The organism is Bradyrhizobium zhengyangense (genome assembly GCF_022012435.1).
Classification (GTDB): Bacteria; Pseudomonadota; Alphaproteobacteria; order Rhizobiales; family Xanthobacteraceae; genus Bradyrhizobium; species Bradyrhizobium zhengyangense.
Genome location: NZ_JAKLUA010000001.1, coordinates 1,471,020 through 1,491,543 on the forward strand (window position 1 = coordinate 1,471,020; position 20,524 = coordinate 1,491,543).

18 protein-coding genes are annotated in these 20,524 nt (G+C 64.2%); 7 read left to right on the plus strand and 11 right to left on the minus strand.

Annotation, left to right across the window (positions count from 1 at the left end):
- The first annotated feature begins 9 nt into the window (after window positions 1-9).
- Genes L6637_RS07130 through L6637_RS07155 form a run of 6 tightly spaced genes read left to right on the plus strand, consistent with a single transcriptional unit; the run spans window position 10 to window position 5,998 of the window.
- A complete protein-coding gene (locus L6637_RS07130) occupies window positions 10-891 on the plus strand; it encodes an AAA family ATPase (protein ID WP_237859036.1) in 882 nt (293 codons plus the stop codon).
- The gene (locus tag L6637_RS07135) at window positions 888-2,009 is read left to right on the plus strand and encodes a vWA domain-containing protein (RefSeq protein ID WP_237859037.1); all 1,122 of its coding nucleotides are present in this window, start codon (window positions 888-890) and stop codon (window positions 2,007-2,009) included. Before L6637_RS07130 ends, L6637_RS07135 begins: the two co-directional genes overlap by 4 nt.
- A complete protein-coding gene (locus tag L6637_RS07140; protein ID WP_237869721.1) occupies window positions 2,006-2,890 on the plus strand; it encodes an amidohydrolase family protein in 885 nt (294 codons plus the stop codon). Before L6637_RS07135 ends, L6637_RS07140 begins: the two co-directional genes overlap by 4 nt.
- 31 nt (window positions 2,891-2,921) lie before the next feature.
- Window positions 2,922-3,770 carry an MBL fold metallo-hydrolase gene (locus L6637_RS07145; protein ID WP_057758792.1) on the plus strand — a complete coding sequence of 283 codons (849 nt, stop codon included), beginning with the start codon at window positions 2,922-2,924 and terminating at the stop codon, window positions 3,768-3,770.
- A gap of 20 nt (window positions 3,771-3,790) precedes the next feature.
- Window positions 3,791-5,368 (plus strand): isochorismatase family protein, encoded by a 1,578-nt coding sequence (locus L6637_RS07150; RefSeq protein ID WP_237869723.1) that lies wholly within the window; start codon window positions 3,791-3,793, stop codon window positions 5,366-5,368.
- Window positions 5,369-5,371: 3 nt separating this feature from the next.
- A complete protein-coding gene (locus L6637_RS07155; RefSeq protein WP_237869725.1) occupies window positions 5,372-5,998 on the plus strand; it encodes an FMN-dependent NADH-azoreductase in 627 nt (208 codons plus the stop codon).
- Between the two features lie 9 nt (window positions 5,999-6,007).
- Here the strand turns inward: L6637_RS07155 and L6637_RS07160 are convergent, their stop codons facing one another.
- The 8 genes from L6637_RS07160 to deoC form a co-directional block, all read right to left on the minus strand.
- A complete protein-coding gene (locus L6637_RS07160) occupies window positions 6,008-7,099 on the minus strand; it encodes an ABC transporter ATP-binding protein (protein WP_237859043.1) in 1,092 nt (363 codons plus the stop codon).
- A gap of 122 nt (window positions 7,100-7,221) precedes the next feature.
- Window positions 7,222-8,661, minus strand: coding sequence for an extracellular solute-binding protein (locus L6637_RS07165; protein WP_237859438.1), 1,440 nt, complete (start codon window positions 8,659-8,661; stop codon window positions 7,222-7,224).
- A gap of 49 nt (window positions 8,662-8,710) precedes the next feature.
- Window positions 8,711-9,748, minus strand: coding sequence for a carbohydrate ABC transporter permease (locus tag L6637_RS07170; RefSeq protein WP_237859044.1), 1,038 nt, complete (start codon window positions 9,746-9,748; stop codon window positions 8,711-8,713).
- Window positions 9,745-10,620, minus strand: coding sequence for a carbohydrate ABC transporter permease (locus L6637_RS07175; protein ID WP_237859045.1), 876 nt, complete (start codon window positions 10,618-10,620; stop codon window positions 9,745-9,747). The genes L6637_RS07170 and L6637_RS07175 overlap by 4 nt, the downstream gene beginning before the upstream one ends.
- A 7-nt stretch (window positions 10,621-10,627) precedes the next feature.
- Window positions 10,628-11,551 (minus strand): ribokinase, encoded by a 924-nt coding sequence (gene rbsK / locus L6637_RS07180; protein WP_237859046.1) that lies wholly within the window; start codon window positions 11,549-11,551, stop codon window positions 10,628-10,630.
- Between the two features lie 5 nt (window positions 11,552-11,556).
- Window positions 11,557-12,012 (minus strand): RbsD/FucU family protein, encoded by a 456-nt coding sequence (locus L6637_RS07185; protein WP_237859047.1) that lies wholly within the window; start codon window positions 12,010-12,012, stop codon window positions 11,557-11,559.
- A gap of 78 nt (window positions 12,013-12,090) precedes the next feature.
- Window positions 12,091-14,478 carry an aldehyde dehydrogenase family protein gene (locus L6637_RS07190; protein ID WP_237859048.1) on the minus strand — a complete coding sequence of 796 codons (2,388 nt, stop codon included), beginning with the start codon at window positions 14,476-14,478 and terminating at the stop codon, window positions 12,091-12,093.
- A gap of 2 nt (window positions 14,479-14,480) precedes the next feature.
- Complete coding sequence (gene deoC / locus L6637_RS07195) at window positions 14,481-15,398, minus strand: deoxyribose-phosphate aldolase (protein ID WP_237870029.1); 918 nt, start codon at window positions 15,396-15,398, stop codon at window positions 14,481-14,483.
- 334 nt (window positions 15,399-15,732) lie between these two features.
- On the opposite strand from deoC, the gene L6637_RS07200 reads away from it, so the two are divergent.
- Window positions 15,733-16,527, plus strand: coding sequence for a DeoR/GlpR family DNA-binding transcription regulator (locus L6637_RS07200; protein ID WP_237859049.1), 795 nt, complete (start codon window positions 15,733-15,735; stop codon window positions 16,525-16,527).
- 81 nt (window positions 16,528-16,608) lie between these two features.
- On the opposite strand, the gene L6637_RS07205 is transcribed toward L6637_RS07200, so the two are convergent.
- From L6637_RS07205 to L6637_RS07215, 3 genes are all read right to left on the minus strand, one after another.
- A complete protein-coding gene (locus tag L6637_RS07205) occupies window positions 16,609-17,760 on the minus strand; it encodes a substrate-binding domain-containing protein (RefSeq protein WP_237859050.1) in 1,152 nt (383 codons plus the stop codon).
- Between the two features lie 103 nt (window positions 17,761-17,863).
- Window positions 17,864-18,856, minus strand: a complete 993-nt coding sequence (locus tag L6637_RS07210; RefSeq protein ID WP_237869727.1) for an ABC transporter permease — start codon at window positions 18,854-18,856, stop codon at window positions 17,864-17,866.
- Window positions 18,853-20,433 (minus strand): sugar ABC transporter ATP-binding protein, encoded by a 1,581-nt coding sequence (locus L6637_RS07215; RefSeq protein ID WP_237869729.1) that lies wholly within the window; start codon window positions 20,431-20,433, stop codon window positions 18,853-18,855. Before L6637_RS07215 ends, L6637_RS07210 begins: the two co-directional genes overlap by 4 nt.
- Window positions 20,434-20,524: the final 91 nt, after the last annotated feature.

Here is a 20,524-nt window from a genome sequence, read left to right on the forward strand (position 1 = left end):
TTTTGGTTCATGGCGGTCCGCAGCAACATCGTCGGCATCGACAGCCCGGAGGCGCTGGAGAAGGCGCTGCGCGCGGCCTATTACCTCGCCGACGAAGGCCTTGCGACCGCGGCCTATCTCGGCCTCGCGCTCGGTAAGCCGCTGCTGCTGGAGGGTGCGCCGGGCGTCGGCAAGACGGAAGCGGCAAAGGCCATCGCCGCCGTGCTCGGCCGCCGGCTGATCCGCCTGCAATGCTATGAGGGCATCGACGCCTCCGCGGCGCTCTACGAATGGAATTACCCTCGTCAGATGCTCGCGATCCGCCAGGCCGGCGATGAGAGCATCGACATCTATGGCGAGACGTTCCTGATCGAGCGGCCCATGCTGGCGACACTGCGTGCGCCTGATTCCACGGTGCTCCTGATCGACGAAATCGACCGCGCCGACCAGGAGTTCGAGGCGTTTCTGCTCGAATTCCTCTCTGACTTCCAGATTTCGATCCCCGAGCGCGGCACCGTGCGCGCCGCCGAGCGTCCCGTGGTGGTGCTGACATCGAACCGGACGCGCGACCTGCACGAAGCGCTCCGCCGCCGCTGTGTCTATCACTGGATCGACTATCCGACCGAGGAGCGCGAGGCGCGCATCGTGATGCTGCGAGCCTCAAGCGTCGCCGAAGCCACTGCGCGGGCGGTCGTCGCGGCGGTCGGCAAGCTCCGGCGCGAGCCGCTGAGCAAAGCGCCCGGAATCGCCGAAGCTGTCGACTGGGCCGAGGCCGCAACGCTGCTGCACAAGGGCGGTGCGCGTTGGCCCGACGCCTTCAAGCGCTCGATCGGCGTGGCGCTCAAGGACGAGGAGGATCTGCACTTCATCGCGCCCCGGCTCGACGCAATGCTCGCGGAGGCCACCGCATGAGCACCGAGCTTCAACTTCCGCGCGCCGCCCGCGTCTTCGTCTCCTTTGTCGCACTGCTGCGCGCCAACAGTTTTGCTGTCGCGCCGGAGCAGACCACTGCGTTCCTTACCGCGATCGAACTGCTGGGCCCGCGCGACCTCGGGGATATCAGGCAGGCCGCTCTGGCCACCCTCGCCCCGCCACCCGAGCGCCGCGTGACCTTTGACCGGCTATTCGACCTTCATTTCCGCGGCAGTGAGGCAATCGAGCATGCCGATGACGGCAAGGATGACGAGACCGTTCGGCTCCAGGAAGAAGGCCGCGGCGACGAGGAGCCGCTGTTCTCCGACGACGCCAACGAGTCCGGCCTGACAGCGACCCGTACCGAGGCGCTGGTCGAGCGCCGCTTCGCGCAGCTGTCCACCACCGAGGCGCTCCGCCGTTTGTCCCGCGAGGCACCACGGCGCCTGCCGCAGCGACGTGGTCACCGTCGTATGCGCGCCCGCCGCGGACCGTTTGCCGACCTCCGTCGCACCTTGCGCGACTCCGTCCGCAGCGACGGCGAGATCCTGCGGCTCGGGCATCTGAAGCGGCGCCAGCGCCCACGCAAATTCCTGCTGCTGATCGACGTCTCCGGCTCGATGAAGAGCCGCACCGAGGAAAACATGAAGCTGGCGCATGCACTGGTGCAGGCCGCGCCCAATGTCGAGGTCTTCACCTTCGGCACCCGGCTGACCCGTGTCACCCGCGCGCTGCGCGTGAAGCGCCGCGAGCAGGCGCTGAGCGCGGCCGCGCATCTCGTCAGCGACTGGGACGGCGGCACCCGCATCGGCGATGCGCTGCAAGCCTTCCTCGCGGTGCCGCGCTTTGGCGGCTATGCCCGCGGGGCGGCCGTGGTCGTCGTCTCCGATGGGCTGGAGCGCGGCGAGCCCGATGCCCTGCGCGATGCGGTGGCCAAACTATCGCAGCGGGCCTGGCGCGTGAGCTGGCTGACGCCGCTGGCGTCCGGACCCGGCTTTCGGCCGCAGACCGAGGCGCTCGTTGCGATCGAGCGCTTCGTCGACGATCTCGTCGACGGCGGATCGAGCGCGTCGATCGTCGCGCATGTCCTCGCCTTGGGACGAAGGAGAGTTGCGTGACTGAGATGATCGACGGGCATCATCATATCTGGCGGCAGGCCGATCTGCCCTGGCTGGTCGGCCCGATGCAACCTCGCATCTTCGGACCCTACGAGGCCATCCGGCGCGACTATCCGATCGAGGAATTTCTCGACGATCTCAAGGGCAACGGCGTTACCCGCTCGGTTTACGTCCAGACCAACTGGGCCAACGATCGTTTCGAGGACGAGGCGGCCTGGGTGCAGCGGACCGCCGACGAGACCGGTTGGCCGCACGCCATCGTCGCCTATGCCAATTTCGCCGTGGACGACGTGCGTCCGCAGCTCGACCGCCTCAAGCGCTATTCCCTGGTGCGCGGCGTGCGCATGCAGCTGCACTGGCATGCAAACCCGCTCTATCGTTTCGCGGCCAAGCCCGATCTGTGCATCGATCCCGTGGTCCGCCGCAACGTCGCGCGGCTCGCCGATTACGGCTGGAGTTTTGATCTCCAGGTCTTCACGCCGCAGATGCCGGATGCCGCACATCTCGCCGAATCCTGCCCCAAGGTGACCTTCATCCTCCAGCATGCCGGCATGCTCGAAGACCTTTCGCCAGCAGGCCGCGCCGCTTGGCGCGCGGGCATGGCGCGGCTTGCGACCTGCCCGAATGTCGTCTCGAAGCTCTCCGGGCTTGGAACCTTCATCCACCGCAATGATCCCGCGCACATCGCCGCGGTGGTCATGGATACCGTTGCGATCTTCGGCGCCGAGCGCTGCCTGTTCGGCTCGAATTTCCCGATCGAGAAATTGTGGACCAGCTATCGCGCGCTTGTTGACGCATTTCGCGCAGCCGCCGCTCCGCTGAGCGCCGAGCAGCGGGATGCGATCTTCCGAGGCACCGCAACACGCGTCTATCGGCTTTGAAAGACAAGAAAGAACACGAGGAGGGAAACGAATGGCGCTGGAGATCAAGATCCTGGACTACGGGGATATCGAGCTGGAATCGAGCTTCCTGGTGCTCGGTCGCGACTGCGGCCGCACCCGCCGCGTCCTTACGCTGGGCTTTCTGATCCTCGGCGGCAAATATCCTGTCGTGGTCGACACCGGCTATCGCTCCAATCAGATCATGGAGACGCTGGGCATGCGGGGGCTGCAATACCACGAACACATGATCGAGAACCAGCTCGCCCGCCACGGCGTGCGCATGGGCGACGTGCGCTTCGTCTGCCACACCCATCTGCACATCGACCATGCGGGCAAGGACGATCTGTTCCCGATGAACACGACGGTCGTTCTCAACCGCAAGGAGCTGGAATATTCAGTCTCCGGCCTGATGCATCCGCAATATCCGGCACCCGACATCAAGCATTTGATCGACCGCCTGCACACCAAGAGTGCGCTCCGCTTTCTCGACTTGGAGATCACCGGCCCGATCGAGCTGATGCCCGGCGTCTATTGCGATGCCGCCAATGCCCATACCGAGGGCTCGATGAACATCATTGTCGAGACCGCCGACGGAATCGCCACCATCTGCGGCGACGTGATCTACGATTTCAACGACCAGATCGTCACGCCCTTCCACGAAATCCATGACTGGGAGCCGCGCACGACGGGCAACCACGGCACCAGCAAGCGTGCGGAGAAGGCCGCAATCAAGAAGCTGCTCAGCAACTCGCGCTATCTGCTGCCAGTGCACGACCGCCCCGCCAAGATCGAAGGCGGCAATGTCGTGGGGCGTCTGCACGATCAGGTGCCCGGACCAATCGTGCAGTCCCTGCCCGCACGCAACTGGTTTCCCGCGTAGCACGATGTGAGGACCGACCGATGACGCACGTCACCTTACGTTCTGAATTCGAGACCCTGATCGATCCTTACGCACCCGTTGCCCAGGTCGGCACAGGCTTTGAGTTCACGGAAGGACCGATCTGGCATCCGATCGATCATTATTTGCTGTTCTCGGACATGCCGGGCGACGTGCGCCGGCGCTGGGATTCGCGGCGCGGTGTCGCCGAGGTCAAGCGTCCGTCGAACAAATGCAACGGTATGACCTACGATGCCGAGCTCAATCTGATCGTCTGCGAGCATGCGACGTCGTCGCTGATCCGTGAACGGCCGGACGGACGGCGCGAGGTGCTGGCCTCGCACTTTGGGGGGCAGGAGCTCAACAGTCCCAACGATGTCTGCGTGCACTCCTCGGGCGCGATCTATTTCTCCGACCCCTGGTATGGCCGCATGCCGGTCTACGGCGTCGAGCGACCGCGGCAGCTCGGCTTTCAGGGCGTCTACCGTGTGATGCCTGGCGGCGAACCAAAGCTGGTGGTCGATCGAACGTTGTTCGACCAGCCGAACGGGCTTTGCTTCTCGCCCGACGAAAGACTGCTCTATGTCAACGACACCGTGCAGGCGCTGATCCGCGTGTTCGACGTCAGCGGCGACGGTTCGCTGTCGAATGCTCGGGTGTTCGCGAGCGGCATCAAGTCGGAGCTCGAGCCTGGCCTGCCCGACGGCATGAAATGCGATCAGCACGGCAATGTCTGGGTCACCGCGCCCGGCGGCGTCTGGGTCTATTCGCCGCGGGGCGAGCTGCTCGGCAAGGTTCGCGTGCCCGAACTGGTCGCCAACCTCGCCTGGGGTGGACCTGATTTTCGCACGCTCTACCTGACCTCGACGCATTCGGTCTACGCGATCCCGACCAGGACCGGACCGCGCCACGAACCCTATATGAGCGGCAGGCGCAGCAGCGGTGGCGCCGCGAGCCCCGGTCCTGCAGCTGCGGCGCCGATTCTTGCCGACGGCGAGCTGCGCCTCGATCCGCAGCGCTGCGCCATGATCATCCAGGATCTCCAGAACGACGTCATCATGGATGGCGGCGCCTTCGCTGACTCCGGTGCGCCAGGCCATGCCAAGCAGCAGCATGTCGTCGAGAACGTCCGGCGCCTGGCGGAGACGGCGCGGGCGCGCGGCGTTGCCATCATCCATGTCTGGTTCGTGGTCGAGCCAGGAGCGCCCGGCGTGACGCTGAACGCGCCGCTGTTCGAAGGGCTTGTCGACAGCAAGGCGATGGTGCGCGGCAGCTGGGGCGCCGCGCCGGTGTCAGGCCTCGAGCCGCGGCCCGGCGATTACGTGGTCGAGAAGATGCGGATGAGTGCCTGGGAAGGCACCAAGCTGGAGACGATCCTGAAAGCCACCGGCCGCGACATGATCATCAACACCGGTGCCTGGACCAACATGTCGGTCGAGCACACCGCGCGCACCGGCGCCGACAAGGGCTATTTCATGATCGTGCCGGAGGATTGCTGTTCGACCATGAATGCAGACTGGCACTCGGCCTCGATCAATTTTGCCATGCAGAACGTTGCCGTCGTTACCAGGGCGGATGCCGTCATCAGAGCGCTGGGATGAGCGGTGGCAAAGCTTCTGCATCTCTCCTGCTCGCCGCGCCCCGATTCCGAGTCGAGCGCCGGCGCGGCCGTCTTCCTTGACGGCTTTCGCCAGGCCCGCCCCAATTGGGACATCGATGTCGTCGATCTCTGGCGCGAACGGATGCCGGAATTTGCGGGACCCATCGTCGAGGCCAAATATGCGCGGATGACGGCGCAGGCCTTCAATGACGCGCAGCGGGACAGCTTCGCCGAGGCCGAACGGATGGCGCTGCGCTTTTCACTGGCCGACCGCGTTCTGATCTCGACGCCGATGTGGAATTTCGGCATCCCCTACAAGCTGAAGCAGTGGTTCGACATCATCATCCAGCCCGGCCTGACGTTCCGCTTCGAGCCCGCGCAGGGCTATCTTCCATTGCTGAAGGATCGTCCGACCATCGTTATCCTCGCCTCCGGCAGCGACTTTGCCACCGGCATGAACCGCGGCCGCATCGACATGGCTACGCCCTATTTGCGCGAGGCGCTCCGCTTCATCGGTGTCAGCGACGTGCGCTTCGTGCCGATCGGACCGACCGCGGGTCCGACTGAGCCGATCCGCGCCGCCCGCGAGACCGCGCATCGCCGCCTCGCGGAGATGGCGAAGCGGTTCTGAGCCGCGTTGTCAGGTGATTGCTTTCCCCGACGCCTTGTCGAACAGATGGGTCCGCTCCAGATCGAGCGCGACGTCGATGAAATGATCCGGCGCCGCAGCCACCCCCACCGGCATCTGCGCCGTGAACGGGAACGCGCCGACGGTGCCGATCACGAGCGTATGCGGCCCGAGCGGCTCTACGTCCTTCACCATGATCCGAACGGACGAGCCAGCCGGGGCGTCTTGCCGCAACACATGGTCGGGCCGCACGCCAAGCACGACAGGCTTGCCGACGCTGCCTGCATAGGCCGCCTCGCGGGATTTCGGCAGTTTCAACGCCGTCCCCGACGGCTCGGTGAAGACCAGCGCCCCATCGCGCGCGGCGATTTCGCCATGGATGAAGTTCATGCTGGGGGCGCCCATGAAGCCCGCAACGAAGAGATTGCTGGGCTTTTCATAGATCGTGATGGGATCGGCCGCCTGCTCGATCCGGCCGCGATTCATCACCACGACGCGATCGGCCATGGTCATGGCTTCGACCTGGTCGTGGGTGACATAGACGATCGTCTTGGCGAGACGACGGTGCAAGGCCTTGATCTCGGTCCGCATCTCGATGCGGAGCTTGGCGTCGAGGTTCGATAGCGGCTCGTCGAACAGGAACACGTCCGGGCTGCGCACGATAGCGCGGCCGATCGCGACACGCTGCCGCTGCCCGCCGGAGAGCTGCTTGGGACGACGGTCCAGATATTGCTCGAGGTCGAGCACCCGGGCCACGTCCTGGACCGCTTTCGCGATGCTGGCGCGCTCCTCGCCGCGCACCTTCATGCCGTAGCCAATATTCTCGCCAACCGTCATATGCGGATAGAGCGCGTAGCTCTGAAACACCATCGCGCAATTGCGCAGGCCCGGACGCAGCTGCGTCACATCGCGATCACCGATGCGGATGCTTCCGCTCGTGACCGTCTCCAGTCCTGCAATCATGCGCAGCGTCGTGGTCTTGCCGCAGCCCGACGGGCCGACGAGCACGACGAACTCCTCGTCAGCCACGTTCAGATCAAGCCCCTCGATGATCTCATAGGGCCCGTATGCCTTGCTGACATTCTCGATCTCGACGCGCGCCATGGAATCCTTTTCCCGTCCCTTAGATCGACGGTCAACAAGACCCGGATGACGCTGACGCGTCATCCGGGGAAGTCTCAGCGGAGGTTAGTTCTCAGGTTAGTTCTTGGCTTTAGTTCTCGGCTTTAGTTTTTGGGCGGCAGGCCCATCGCCGCGCGATAGGCAGCGAGCTGTTTTGCACGACCGAACTCGTCAGTCAGGCGATTCCATTCCTTTGCGACCGTGTCCAGCGCGGCCTGCGGCGTGGTCTGCCCGGCCAGTGCCTTGCCAAGCTCGATCTCCACCACCTCGGTGTAGGAGAAATAGCCGGGCAGACGCATGTCGAGCGCGACGTTCTTGCCGTTGATGGAGTCGGCCTGCGCGCCGAGATATTGCTTGGCTTCCTGCGGCGAGAAGATCTTGCTCCACAGCTCCAGATTCGCGGTGTGCGACTTGCGGTACGGGTTGACACCCGTGCCGCCGGTAATGGCGGCCTGGCCGGAGACTTCGGGGCTGGTCAGCGTCTTGATGAAATCCCATGCCGCCTGCTGGTTCTTGCCGACCTTCGGCACGGCAATCTGCCATCCACCGAACGCCATGAAGGGCGCCGGCAGGACGGCCGGGAACTTGTCCCACTTCTTGGTCTTGGCGTTCCAGATCTCGTCAGAGCCAGGCAGCACCGCCGAGCCGACCTTGCCTGAGATCTTCGACTGCTTGGGATCGGCCGCGATCACGCCGGTGTCGCCCCAACCGATCGATTCCGCGACCTGACCGCCCGCCACGGCCGCGTTGACCTCACCGAATGAGAAGTTCAAGGCGTTGGGTGGGCCAAGCTTGGAGGCGCGGATATATTCTTCCAGTCCCTTCACCCAGCCCGGATTGTTGATCTGGGCATCCATCGTTTCGGGGTCGAAGAACATCGCGCCCGGATAGTTCGGGTTGTTGGTGTAGGCTGCCGCGTGGCTGAAGAAGAACCAGAACTGCTGGCCGCCACGACGGAAGGCTTCCGCGGTGCCCCAAAGTCCCTTGTCGGGACGTTGGAAGAACTCGGCGATGTCGAGATATTGCTTCCAGGTCTTGGGCGGCGCCAGATCGTAGCCGTACTTGGCCTTGAAGGCGTCCTTCTCCTTGGGATCGTTGAACAGGTCGGTGCGATAGGTGTAGGTGTGGACGTCGCCGTCCATCGACTGCGAATAGATCTTGCCTTCCCACACCATCAGCCGTTCGCGGTAGGCCGGCTCGATATCATCCCAGTCCTTGCCTGACTGCATCGCCTTCGGCATCTCGCTGAGATAGGGCACGAAGTCCGGCAGCCAAGCCGGCGCGAAGCTGACGAGGTCGAAGGTCGCGTCCGATGCGGTCAGCGACGTCACGATCTTCGGGTAAAGCTCCGACCACGGAAACTCGACGACATTGACCTTGCCGCAGGTCTTCTTGGTCCATTCATCCGCGCCGAGCTTGAGCGCGGAGGCGATATAGGGTCCGGTCTGCGATGCCACCGTCAAGGTGACGCCGGAATAATCCGGGCTACAGGCCGCGTTCGCCTGGCTCGCAGCGCAAGCCACGGCGAGCGAGGTGGTCAGCATCAGAAACGTCCGTCGCAACATCGTCCAGTCCTCCCTAGATCAGTTTTTGCTATTTGATTGCCCCGAGCAGCAGACCCGACCGCATCATGCGGCTGAGCAGGCCCGCCATGATCATCATCGGAACGATGGCGACGAGCGCCGCGGCCGAGATCGCCCACCATTCGTCGCCGCGCTGGCTGTTCTGTCCGGCCACCAGGATCGGCAGCGTCTGCCATTTGGAATTGGTCAGGAACAGCGCGAACAGGAACTCGTTCCAGACGAAGGCCAGCGTGATCATGAAAGTCGCCAGCAGCCCGTTCATCGACATCGGCACCACGATGCCGAGGAAGATGCGCCAGCTCGGCACGTTGTCGACCATCGCGGCTTCCTCGACCTCGATCGGGATCGCCTCGAAGAAATCGCGCATCAGCCAGACCACGATCGGCAGCGAGAACGCGACGTAGCACAGCGTCAAGCCGACAAAGCTGTCGATCAGCTGGAAGCCGAGCCGGCCGATTTCGCTGTAGAGCAGATACAGAGCAAAGGCCGTGACAATCGGCGGAAACATGCGCTGGCTGACGAACCAGAACAGGATGTCCTCATTGCCGAGGATCGGACCCGGCAGCGGCAGGCGGTTGGCGACGATGGCAACGACCAGCGCGATCGGAAACGCGAGCAGCAGCGCCTGCGCGCGGGTGAATCCGAGATTGTTGTTGAAGAGCAGATATCCGCCGAGCGCGAGCAGGAAGAAGATCAGGCCGGCGCCAAATCGCACCTTGAATTCGAACCTGACAAGCGCATAGGCCGCCATCGCCCCGATCGCGGTCGCGATCGCTGCCGCGGACAGCCCGACGATGGTCGAGTTCAGGAAGGTGTGGAAGAATTCACCGCGGATGCCCTGGTAGAGATCGATGAAGGGCTGAAGCGTTGGCGTGAAATCGACGAAGGGAATATAGGTCGGACCACCGACCACGCCCGGCGGCGTCTTGAAGGCTGTGACCACCACCCAATAGAGCGGGAACGCCGTGATCAGGCACCAGGCGAGAACGCCTGCTGCGATCAGGCGGCGGCTCCAGGTCGACAGTCCGGTGAGGCCCTGCCCGCTCATCGGCGCTTCTCCAGATGCGGACGCAGCAGCGCCAGATAAGTCACGCCGATGATCGTGATGGCGATCAGGAACAGGAAGCTCAGCGCCGAGGTGTAGCCGAGATTGAACTTCTTGAAGCCCTCCTGATAGGCGAACAGGGTCAGCGTCTCGGTGTCGACGCCCGGTCCGCCGCCCGTCATCACGAACACGGTGTCCATGATCTTGTAGCTCTCGATCAGGCGGATGAAGACGACAGCGGCGGAGATCGGCAGCATCATCGGAAAGGTGATGCCCCAGAACTGCTGCCACGCGCTGGCGTTCTCGAGTTCGGCAGCCTCATAGACGTCTTCTGGGAGCGTTTGCAGGCCGGCCAGCATCATCAGGACCACAAAGGGCGTCCACTGCCAGATCTCGACCGCGATGATGCAGCCGAGCGCCCAATGTCCATTGGTGAGGAACGGCAGGTTCGCGAGGCCAAACATGGAGAGAAACTGGTTGAGCGGACCCATGGTCGGATTGAAGATCATGCGGGCCACAAGCGCGACGGCAACCGGAGCCAGCAGCATCGGCAGCAGCAAGGCCACGCGAAACAGCCGTTCGCCCGGCACGCGCGCGTTCAGCGCGAGCGCAACGCTAAAGCCGATAACATATTGCAAGCTGACCGCGATGAAGGCGATCAAGGTCGTCGTGAGGATCGCGTTCCAGAAGCGCGGCTCCTGCAACAGGGTGACATAATTGCCGAACCACACCACACGCGGCGGGATCGGCGGAATCAGGCGATAGCTGAGGAAGCTCGTGGTGAGGGAATAGATCAGCGGAAAGATCGAAATCGCCAGCACGACGAGCACCGCCGGCCAGATGAAGACATGCTTGATCGGATCGTTCCGCATCATCGGTAGATCAAACCTTCAACAGGGCCTCGATCTCGGCGCGCCGCGGCATCGCTGGCGCAGTGCCGGCGCGCGTCACGGAAATCCCCGCTGTCGCCGAGCCGAAGCGTGCCGCGTCCAGCGGATCGGCGCCGCCCGCGAGCGCTGCCGCAAAGCCGCCGACGAAGGCATCGCCCGCGCCGGCCGTCTCGACCACTTTGCCGGCAGCGAACGGCGGCACGTGCAGCGAGCGATCGCGTCCATGAAACAGTGCCCCACGCTCGCCGAGCGTGATCAACGCGGTGCCGGCGCCCTTGGCCAGCAGCGCCTCGCCCGCGCGGCGAGCACCGGCGAGATCGCCGACCGCGATCCCGGTCAGCGCTTCGGCCTCGGTCTCGTTGGGGACGACGTAGTCGCACAAGGCGAACAGGCCATCGTCGAAGACGCCCGCGGGCGCCGGGTTGAACACGGTGATGCTGCCGGCGGCGCGCGCGATCTCGAGCCCGCGCTGCGCGGCGGCGACCGGCTGCTCCAGCTGGGTCACGAAGACGCGGCTAGAGCGGATCGCCTCCGCGGCCGCGTCGACATCATCGGGGCTGAGGCCGTCGGCCGCCCCGCTCACCACGATGATGGCGTTGTCGCCACGCGTCTCGTGGACGTAGATGAAGGCGGCGCCGGTCGGCGCCTCCTTGGTCCTGGCGACGCGCGGCCTGATGCCTTCGGCTTCCCAGGTCTTGATGGCAAGATCACCGAAGGCGTCGCTGCCGATCCGGGAGATGAAGGTCACGTCCGCGCCCGCGCGCGCCGCGGCGACGGCCTGGTTCGAGCCCTTGCCGCCCGGCCCCATGGCAAATCCCGAGCCTGCGATGGTTTCGCCGATCGCCGGCATGTTGCCGGCCCGGAAGGCCAGGTCGACGACGAAGATGCCGAGGACTGCGACGCCAGACTTGCTCATGGTCATCACTCTCCGTCCGGCGCGATGACGCCCTTGGAGAAGATGAAGCAGCCGTAGAAGCGCCGCTCGCCGGTCGCGATCACGCAATAGGCCGTCTTGGCCTTCTCATAGAAGGCGTGGCGTTCGACCCCGACCAGCGGCCAGGAGCGCCCCTCTGCGCGGTCGATCACGGCCTGCACCTCGTGCTGCACCGGCGGCACCTCCTGAGGCTTGCCGACGATCTCCATGCGCATCGCCGCATCGTCCACGAACGTATCGAGCGGCATCACCGAGAGAATGGCTTCGATCGCCCTTGCCGTGCTGACATTGTCGATGCGCAGCAGCTCGCCGAACACGGTCTGACGCGCGATCGAGTCCGCCGGGAAATTGGTGTCGCACACGACGAGGCGATCCCCGTGCCCCATTGCGCGCAAGGCATAGAGCACGTCGGCATTGAGCAGTGGGTTGATGCCCTTGAGCATGTTGTGTCCTCCCTTCTTCAAAAACGACCGGACTCTGATGGTCCGGATGCCCATTCATATCACCGCCAGGTGACGTCTCTAGTCACCATAGGGAATCCAGATGTTCTTCACCTGCACCGCATGGCGGAGCAGGATCGGCCCCTCGCTCGCTGCCCTGTCGTACCAATCGAGCGCCAGTCCATGGTCGACCAGCGTGCGCTTGAGATTGCCGACCGAGAGCCGCTCCGCCGCAGTCGAGGCCTCCTGCGAGCCGAACACCCAGAGCGCATCGACGTCGTCATGCTCGGCAAGGACCTTGGCAAGCGCATCGCGCTCGCCCGTCACGATGTTGACGACGCCGGCCGGCACGTCCGACGTCTCCAGCACCTGGTAGAAATCGGTCGCAGCCAGCGGATGCCGCTCGCTCGGCACTGCGACGACGCGGTTGCCCATCGCGATCAGCGGGGCCACCAGGCTGATGAAGCCCAGCAGCGGAGCTTCGTCCGGACAGGCGACCCCGACGACGCCGATCGGCTCGTGCATCGCAAGCGCCACGCCGCGCAGCGGCGGCGCATGGATCGTCCCCTCATATTTGTCGGCCCAGGCCCCATAGCTGAACAACCGCTCGATACTCGCCTCGACCTCGGCGCGCGCCTTGGCAGGCGAAACGCCGGTCATATCACTGATGCGCCGGGCGAACTCGTCGCCGCGCGCTGACAGATTCTCGGCAAGGTAGTAGAGGATTTGGGCGCGATTATGCGCCGTCGCCCGCGCCCAAGCTTCAGCCGTACGCGCGGCAGCCACCGCGTTGCGGATGTCCTTGCGATTGCCCTCGCCGACCTCGCCAAGGTGTTTTCCTTTCGGCGACAACACGCTGCGCGAATAATTCCCGTCGGGGCGGACCTGCTTGCCACCGACGAAAAGCTTGGCGGTTCGGTCGATCGACGGCGTGCCGAACCCAGCGCCCTCGGTCGCGGCTTCAGGCAGTGGCGGCAGCTTGGCTCGCGCTTTGCGGCCGGCCCATGCTTTCGGCTTGAGATATTCGAAGAGACCTTCCCGCCCGCCCTCGCGGCCGAAGCCGGACTCGCGATAGCCGCCGAAGCCGACGCTGGCATCGAATAGATTGGTCGCATTGACCCAGACCACGCCGGCTTGAAGTTTTGGCGCGATATCGAGCGCGAGGCCAATGGTCTCGCTCCAGACGCTGGCGGCAAGCCCGTAGCGCGTGTTGTTGGCGAGCATCACGGCCTCATCAGGCGTGCGGAATGTCATTGCGACCAGCACGGGCCCAAAGATCTCCTCGATCGCCACGGTCGAGGACGGATGGACGTTCCAGAGCAAGGTCGGCGGATAGAAGCAGCCTTCTGCGGGGATCGCCCCGGACGCCTGATACTTCTCGGCCCCCTCCTTCACACCTGTTTCGACCAGCGCCTTGATCCGCTCGAGCTGGACAGGCGCGACCACCGCCCCCATGTCGATCGCCTTGTCGAGTGGCGACCCGACGCGGAGCGTCTCCATGCGGCGGATCAGACGTTTGCGGAAGGTCTCGGCGATACCCTCCTGCAACAGCAGCCGCGATCCGGCGCAGCAGACCTGGCCCTGGTTGAACCAGATCGCGTCGACCACGCCTTCCACGGCGCCATCGATATCGGCATCGTCGAACACGATGAACGGCGACTTGCCACCGAGCTCGAGGGTCAGCGACTTGCCGCTGCCTGCGGTCGACTGGCGGATCAATCGGCCGACCTCGGTCGATCCTGTGAAGGCGATCTTGTCGACACCGGGATTTTCGATCAGGAGCGCGCCGGTGGCGCCGTCGCCGGTCACCACATTCAGCACTCCGGGCGGCAAGCCGGCTTCCGCCGCGAGCTCAGCGAACAGCAGCGCGGTGAGCGAGGTGAACTCCGCCGGCTTCAGCACCACGGTGTTGCCAGCCGCCAGCGCGGGCGCGATCTTCCAGGCCAGCATCAGCAGCGGAAAATTCCAGGGGATGATCTGGCCGATCACACCGACCGGAACGTGGTCGGCGAATTCGCGCTCCTGCAATTGCGCCCAGCCGGCGTGATACAGGAAATGGCGCGCGGCCAGTGGCACGTCGAGATCCCGGGTTTCCCTGATCGGCTTGCCATTGTCGATCGCTTCCAGCACCGCGAACAGTCGCGCATGACGCTGCAGCATACGCGCCAGCGCGTAGAGATGGCGGGCGCGACCGTGACCACCGAGCTTCGCCCACGGTGCCTGCGCCGATCGGGCTGCGGTGACGGCAGCCTCGACATCGGCAGCGACGCCTTGCGCGATTTTAGCGAGTGACTTGCCGGTGGCCGGCTCGATCGTCGTCAGATGCTTGCCCGAAGCTGGGCTCACGAACTTGCCGGCGATGAAATGCGCGAACGTCGCCTCATGCCGCTTCAGCCAGGCGCGCGCCTCGCCGTCCGCCTCGGGAGCTGGACCATACTCCATGGTCTCGTAGTAATGTGCGATGCTCATGCTCAGCCCACGGGATGGCGGTTGAAGGCCGAGTAGCGGCCGGTGACGTGATGCTCGAGCTGGCGCTCGATATCGGCGAGCAGGCTCGAGGCGCCGATCCGGAATAGATCCGGTTCGAGCCAGTCGCGCCCCAACTCCTCCTTCATCAAGAACTGATAGTTGAGCACGTCCTTCGCGGTCGAGATTCCACCGGCTGGCTTGAAGCCGATCTTGAAGCCGGTGCGCTCTTCATAGAGCCTGATCATGCGCAGCATCGCCAGCGTCACCGGCAGCGTGGCGTTGACGCCTTCCTTGCCGGTCGAAGTCTTGATGAAGTCGGCGCCGGCCATCATGCAGACCATCGAGGCCTTGGCGACGTTGCGCAGCGTCTTGAGATCGCCGGTCGCCAGGATCGACTTGAGATGCGCTTCCCCGCAGGCGGCGCGGAAATCCCGCACTTCATCGTAGAGCGCGCGCCAATCGCCGGTCAGCACATGCTCGCGCGTGATGACGATGTCGATCTCCTGCGCGCCGTCCCTGACGGAAGCCTCGATCTCCCTGAGCTTGAGATCGTGGGGGATGAGGCCCGCAGGAAAACCGGTCGAAACCGCAGCCACCGGAATGTCGGATCCTTCGAGCGCTTCGACGGCGGTTGCGACGAAGCGGTGATAGACGCAGATCGCGCCCGTGTGCAGCGTGCGCCCGGCAAAGCCCACGGCCTCGAGGAGATCGCGCCGTAGCGGCGCCCGCGCCTTGGCGCAGAGGCGCTTCACACGCTCGGTCGTATCGTCGCCGTTGAGTGTCGTCAGATCGATGCAGGTGATTGCCTTGAGCAGCCACGCCGCCTGCGCGTCCTTCTTGACGCTGCGTCGGCCGGGCAGGCTCGCGACGCGGCGCTCGGCGGCGGACAGATTGATCCTGATCTCGTCGACCCAGTCCATCTCGAGCGCGCGGCCGGTGTTGCGCGCGATGGCATGAGTGTGATTGTGATCCCGTGCATGTGGCTGCACCGGCACCGCGGATGGATTTGATATCAAGACGCCCTGCGCCATCGGTACGCGTGCTGTGCTAGCGAATCGGCGGAAGCGACAGATAGACTGGTGCCGATTGCAACATGCGATCCTCCCATCCCTTGCCCGTCGGAGCTTCCGTTGCCTGCCATCGCTGACAGGACCGCCCTCCGGACTAGATGTTATTATTGTAACAAATTGACGTTGCTAAACTCACATCATTGTAAGATCATTGTCAACCGGATAAGCAAGCTCGGTGACGAAAATGGCTGAAACACCGACCGCACGCTCCAGCGAGACCCGCGTCCAGCGGCTGCAACGGCTGCGCCGCGCCGTCGAAACCAGCGGCGCGCTGCATCTGAAGGACGCCGCTGACTTGCTGAAAGTGTCGGAGATGACGGTGAGGCGCGACCTCGCCGGTCCGGACGGTACGCTCGCCTTGCTCGGCGGCTACGTGGTCAATGCGGCCTCGCCGACCGGTATCAAGTACACGTTCGAGCAGGAGATCGACCAGCACACGCAGGACAAGCGCCTCGCCTGCCGTTCCGCTGCCGCCTCGATCAGGGAAGGCGACACCATCTTCATCGACTGCGGCACCACCATGCAGTCGCTGGCGGATTGCCTGCCCGAGGACATGCCGCTCTCGGTGATCTGCTATTCGCTGAACGTTGCCACGATCGTCACTCACCGCCCGGCAACGCAGGTGATGCTGATGGGCGGGCTCTACCATCCATCATCGCAATCATTCTCGTCGGATGACGGCCTGTCCTATCTGCGGCGGCTCGGGGTCAACAAGGCCTTCATCTCGGCCGGCGGCCTGCACTGGACCCGCGGCGCCAGCTGCTCGAATTTTCACGAGGTCGCTATCAAGCAGGCCGTGATCGCGACCGCTATGGAGAGCATCCTGGTGGTTGATGCCAGCAAGCTCGGCAGCCTCAAGCCGGCCTTCTTCTCTGACGTCGGCTCATTCTCGCGGATCATCGTCGGCGGCGCAGTGCCACCAGACACGCGCAAGCACTTCCGCAACCTTCCCGTCGAATACATCACCAGCGCAGCCTGATCCGGATGGGGGCTGGTCCGCCCGGATCAGGCCTGCTGGACAATGCGTGGTCCGGTAGAACCACGCATTGTAACCGCGAGCTCAATTACAAGCGGGCTTCGCCTTGTTGCAGGCATCCGTCAGCTCGGCCGGCGGGTCTTTCTTGAAGACGGTCTTGTAGGACTCCAACACGTTCGCCTGCGTCACCGGCAGCGACTGCACACCGACCCAGCCGGGCGTTTCCTTGCCCAACAGCGCGTTCATCATCGCCATCGCCTCGGCGACGCCCTGGTCATAGGGACGCTGCGAGCCGGTCGCCTTCAATGGACCGCCCTTGGCAATCTCGATCGCCGATTGCAGGCCGAGATCGACCGTCGTCATGGGAATGTCGATGCCCTGGGCGCGCATCGAGCTTAGCGTATCCAGTGCCGGCTGATCCCACACCGCGTAGAGCCCTTTGACGTCGGGATTGCCGGTGAGGAAGTCGCCCGCGATCTGCGAGACCTTTGGCGGATCAGTGAAATCGACCTGCTTCATCTTGATGTCGGGCCGGTTCGCCTTCATCCACTCCCGCACCCCCTTGGTGCGCTCGTTAGTGCTGAAATAGTCGACGCCGAAATTGACGAGACCAATGGTGCCGCCCTGCGGCATGCAGGACGCCAGGATCTGCGCTGCGATTTGGCCGTTGCCCTGGCTATCCGCCGAGACCATCGTGGCATATTCCTCGGGATGCTTCAGGCCGGTCGGGATGCTGTCCATCAGCACGAGCTTGATGCCGGCCTTGGCGATCTTCTTGTAGGTCGGCGCGGTCGCGGTGAAGTCGACCGGGATCGAGATGATGCCATCAGGATGCTGCTGGATGGTGTTCTCGATATCGGCGATCTGCTTGTCGACCTGATATTCGGCGGAGGCGACGCCGGTCACCGTCACGCCGTACTTCTTCAGCGTGTCGGTGATGCCCTGGATCTGGAGCTGCGACCAGTCGAGGTTGACGGTCTGCATGGAGATGCCGACCTTGAAGTGCTTCTCCTTGATCTTCGCAACGTCGGCCTCCGACAGCGCGAGCACCTCGGGCGAAGCCGCCTTCTCGCCGTGGGGGCCCTGGCCGACGATCGATTTTGGTCCGAGCGTTGCGAGATCGACGCCCTTGACGCAGGTCGCGGGCACTTCAGCGCGGGCCGACGGGATCGTCGCGACGGCCGCAGTGGCCATCAACACGGTCAAAGGCAAGGCGTGTCGCAAGATTGGTTTCATTTGTTTCCTCCATGTTGGTCGCCGATTACCGGAGGGCCAGCGACCTTGCCCCTACCCACGCGGCGCAATGAACCAGTGGCTCATGCGCCGCGCCTGACTCTGGCTAGCGTTTCGTGAAGGCAACCGCGGCCACGATGATCGCGCCCTTGATCACGAGCTGCATCGGCGAGCTCACGCCGAGCAGAACGAGGCCGTTATTGAGGGTGCCGATGATCAGGCTGCCAAACAGCGTTCCCAGGATGTAGCCGCGCCCGCCGAACAGGCTGCAGCCGCCGAGGATCACGGCAGCGATGACGTCGAGCTCCATGCCCTGCACGACATCGGGTCGCGCGGCATGTGAGCGCGCGGACAGCACCAGCGCGGCGAGGCCCGCGAGCGTGCCGGTGAGGACGAAGGCCGCCGTCGTGATCCGCTTGGTGTTGATGCCGGAATAGAGCGCCGCGGTCGGGTTGCCGCCGACGGCATAGATGCGACGGCCAAACACGTTGTAGTGTAGCAGCAGGATGCCGACGATCATCGCCGCCAATGTCCAGGCAATCGGAACCGGTACGCCGAGGAATGTGCCTTCGCCGAAGATCGCGAAATAGGTTTCGTTGGTGATGATGACGGGCTTGGTGTTGGTCACCATCATCGCCAGTCCCCGCGCCATGCTCAGTGAGCCCAGCGTCACCAGGAAGGATGGAATCGACAGTTGCGTGGTCAGGATGCCGTTGATCAGCCCGACCAGCGCGCCGGTGCCAAGCCCGGCGACGGCGCCGACGATCCAGCTGTTGTTGATCTGGCTCATCGCCAGAGCCGCCGCCATGCCTGACAGCGCCAGCGTCGATGCGACCGACAGATCGATCTGACGCGCGATGATAATGAAGGTCATGCCGACTGCGATGATCGACACCAGCGTGGTCTGCCGTCCGATGTTCAGGAAGTTGTCGACCGAGAGGAACCAGGGCGAGGACAGGCTGAACACGACCAGCAGGATCACGAAGGCGATGTACAGCATGTACGGCCTCTCGCCCCGCAGCAGATTCTGGACAATTCTACGGCGCCGGTCGGACCGGGTCGACGAAGCGACGACGTTGGGAGCGGTCAGTTCGGTCATGCGGACAACTCTTGCGATGTGCTCAGCCCGGAGGCCTGGTAGATTTGGAGGAGATGGTGCAGCTCTTCGGCGTCATCGATCTCGCCGCGCACCAGCGTTCGAGCGACGCGCCCATTGACGATCACGGAGATGCGGTCGCAGAGCTCGATCAATTCGACGAGGTCGGACGAGACGACCAGAACGCCGCTGCCGTCGCGGGCGGCATTCCGGATCACGGCGTAGATCTCCTCACGCGCGCCGACGTCGACGCCAACGGTCGGTTCGTCCAGCAGCAGCACGCGCGGCCGCGGATCATTCCATTTTCCGAACACGACCTTCTGCTGGTTACCGCCCGAGAGCGTCCTGACCAGGCTGGAGGCGCCTTGCGCTTTCACCGAAAGCCTTGCGACCGCACTTTCCGCACGCCTGGCTGCGGCGCGTTGCTGCATCCAGCCCCAGCGCGAGAAATGCGGAATCCGCGGCAAGGTGACGTTTCGTTCGATCGAATGATCGAGGACCAGGCCCTGCACGTGCCGGTCCTCCGGCACCAGCGCGACGCCCTGCTCGATCGCATCGGCCGGCCCGGCCGGCAGCCAGCGGCGGCCTTCGATTTCGATTGCGCCGCTCTCGAGCGGTCGCAGGCCGAACACCGTCTCCAAAATCTCCGTGCGTCCGCTCCCGATCAGCCCGGCAAGACCGTGGATCTCGCCCTTCCGCACGGACAAATCGACCGCGCGAAGCCGGTCGTTGGATACGTTCGACAGCGACAAAACCGGCGACGGATCCAACTCACGCTTCACGGCAGGCTCAGTGCGCGAGCCTGTCAATACCGATCGATCTGACCCGACGATGGCGTTCACCAGCCGCTTCATGTCGGTCTCGGCGGTGATGAACGTGCCGGCGTTGGCGCCATCGCGCAGCACAGTGACGCGCTGCGAGATCTCGAAGACCTCGTTCAGCCGATGGGTCACATAGATCACGCCGACGCCGCGGCGCGTCGCCTTCCCGATCGCGTCGAACAGGATCCGGACCTCATCCGATGTCAGCGACGACGTCGGCTCGTCGAGGATCAGCAGCCGGACCTCGCCCATCAGCGCCTTTGCGATCTCCGTCATCTGGCGGTAGGCGAACGGCAGCGAGCCGACAGTCGCGCGCGTATCCAGGGGAATGCCCAGCTCTTTCAGGAACGCCTCGGCCCTGACCATCAGCGCGCGCTTCCGGACAAAGCCGAAAGCTGTGCGCGGCTCGCGACCGAGCAGCAAATTGTCCGCAACACTCAAGGATTCGACGAGGCTGAGGTCCTGGTAGACAACGGCGATCCCCGCCTCGCGCGACTTCGCCGGGCTGTCGAATTCCACGGGAATGCCAGCGATCTCGATCGTGCCGCTGTCGAGGCTATGAACTCCACTGAGGATCTTGATCAGCGTGGATTTTCCGGCGCCGTTCTCGCCGAGCAGCGCATGCACCTCGCCGGCGCGAACCTGGAGGTCGACGTCGCGGAGCGCCCGCACGCCGCCAAAACGCTTGTTGATGGCACTGACCATCACAAGCGAGGTCGACGGCAGGGATTCTGCTGCAACCGAACCGGACAATTCCAAACTTTCCTCCCGTCGCCCCCGCGAGATGCTGGTACGATGGTGACATATTGTTATTTTTGCAACTTATCTTGTTATAATTCTATCATCCCGG

Excerpts from the sequence above, each read along its gene's own strand:
- L6637_RS07130 (WP_237859036.1), top strand. The coding sequence starts at position 10 with ATGGCGGTCCGCAGCAACATCGTCGGCATCGACAGCCCGGAGGCGCTG.
- L6637_RS07135 (WP_237859037.1), top strand. The coding sequence starts at position 888 with ATGAGCACCGAGCTTCAACTTCCGCGCGCCGCCCGCGTCTTCGTCTCC.
- L6637_RS07145 (WP_057758792.1), top strand. The coding sequence starts at position 2,922 with ATGGCGCTGGAGATCAAGATCCTGGACTACGGGGATATCGAGCTGGAA.
- L6637_RS07150 (WP_237869723.1), top strand. The coding sequence starts at position 3,791 with ATGACGCACGTCACCTTACGTTCTGAATTCGAGACCCTGATCGATCCT.
- L6637_RS07160 (WP_237859043.1), bottom strand. The coding sequence starts at position 7,099 with ATGGCGCGCGTCGAGATCGAGAATGTCAGCAAGGCATACGGGCCCTAT.
- L6637_RS07165 (WP_237859438.1), bottom strand. The coding sequence starts at position 8,661 with ATGCTGACCACCTCGCTCGCCGTGGCTTGCGCTGCGAGCCAGGCGAAC.
- L6637_RS07170 (WP_237859044.1), bottom strand. The coding sequence starts at position 9,748 with ATGAGCGGGCAGGGCCTCACCGGACTGTCGACCTGGAGCCGCCGCCTG.
- L6637_RS07175 (WP_237859045.1), bottom strand. The coding sequence starts at position 10,620 with ATGATGCGGAACGATCCGATCAAGCATGTCTTCATCTGGCCGGCGGTG.
- rbsK (WP_237859046.1), bottom strand. The coding sequence starts at position 11,551 with ATGAGCAAGTCTGGCGTCGCAGTCCTCGGCATCTTCGTCGTCGACCTG.
- L6637_RS07185 (WP_237859047.1), bottom strand. The coding sequence starts at position 12,012 with ATGCTCAAGGGCATCAACCCACTGCTCAATGCCGACGTGCTCTATGCC.
- L6637_RS07190 (WP_237859048.1), bottom strand. The coding sequence starts at position 14,478 with ATGAGCATCGCACATTACTACGAGACCATGGAGTATGGTCCAGCTCCC.
- deoC (WP_237870029.1), bottom strand. The coding sequence starts at position 15,398 with ATGGACTGGGTCGACGAGATCAGGATCAATCTGTCCGCCGCCGAGCGC.
- L6637_RS07200 (WP_237859049.1), top strand. The coding sequence starts at position 15,733 with ATGGCTGAAACACCGACCGCACGCTCCAGCGAGACCCGCGTCCAGCGG.
- L6637_RS07205 (WP_237859050.1), bottom strand. The coding sequence starts at position 17,760 with ATGAAACCAATCTTGCGACACGCCTTGCCTTTGACCGTGTTGATGGCC.
- L6637_RS07210 (WP_237869727.1), bottom strand. The coding sequence starts at position 18,856 with ATGACCGAACTGACCGCTCCCAACGTCGTCGCTTCGTCGACCCGGTCC.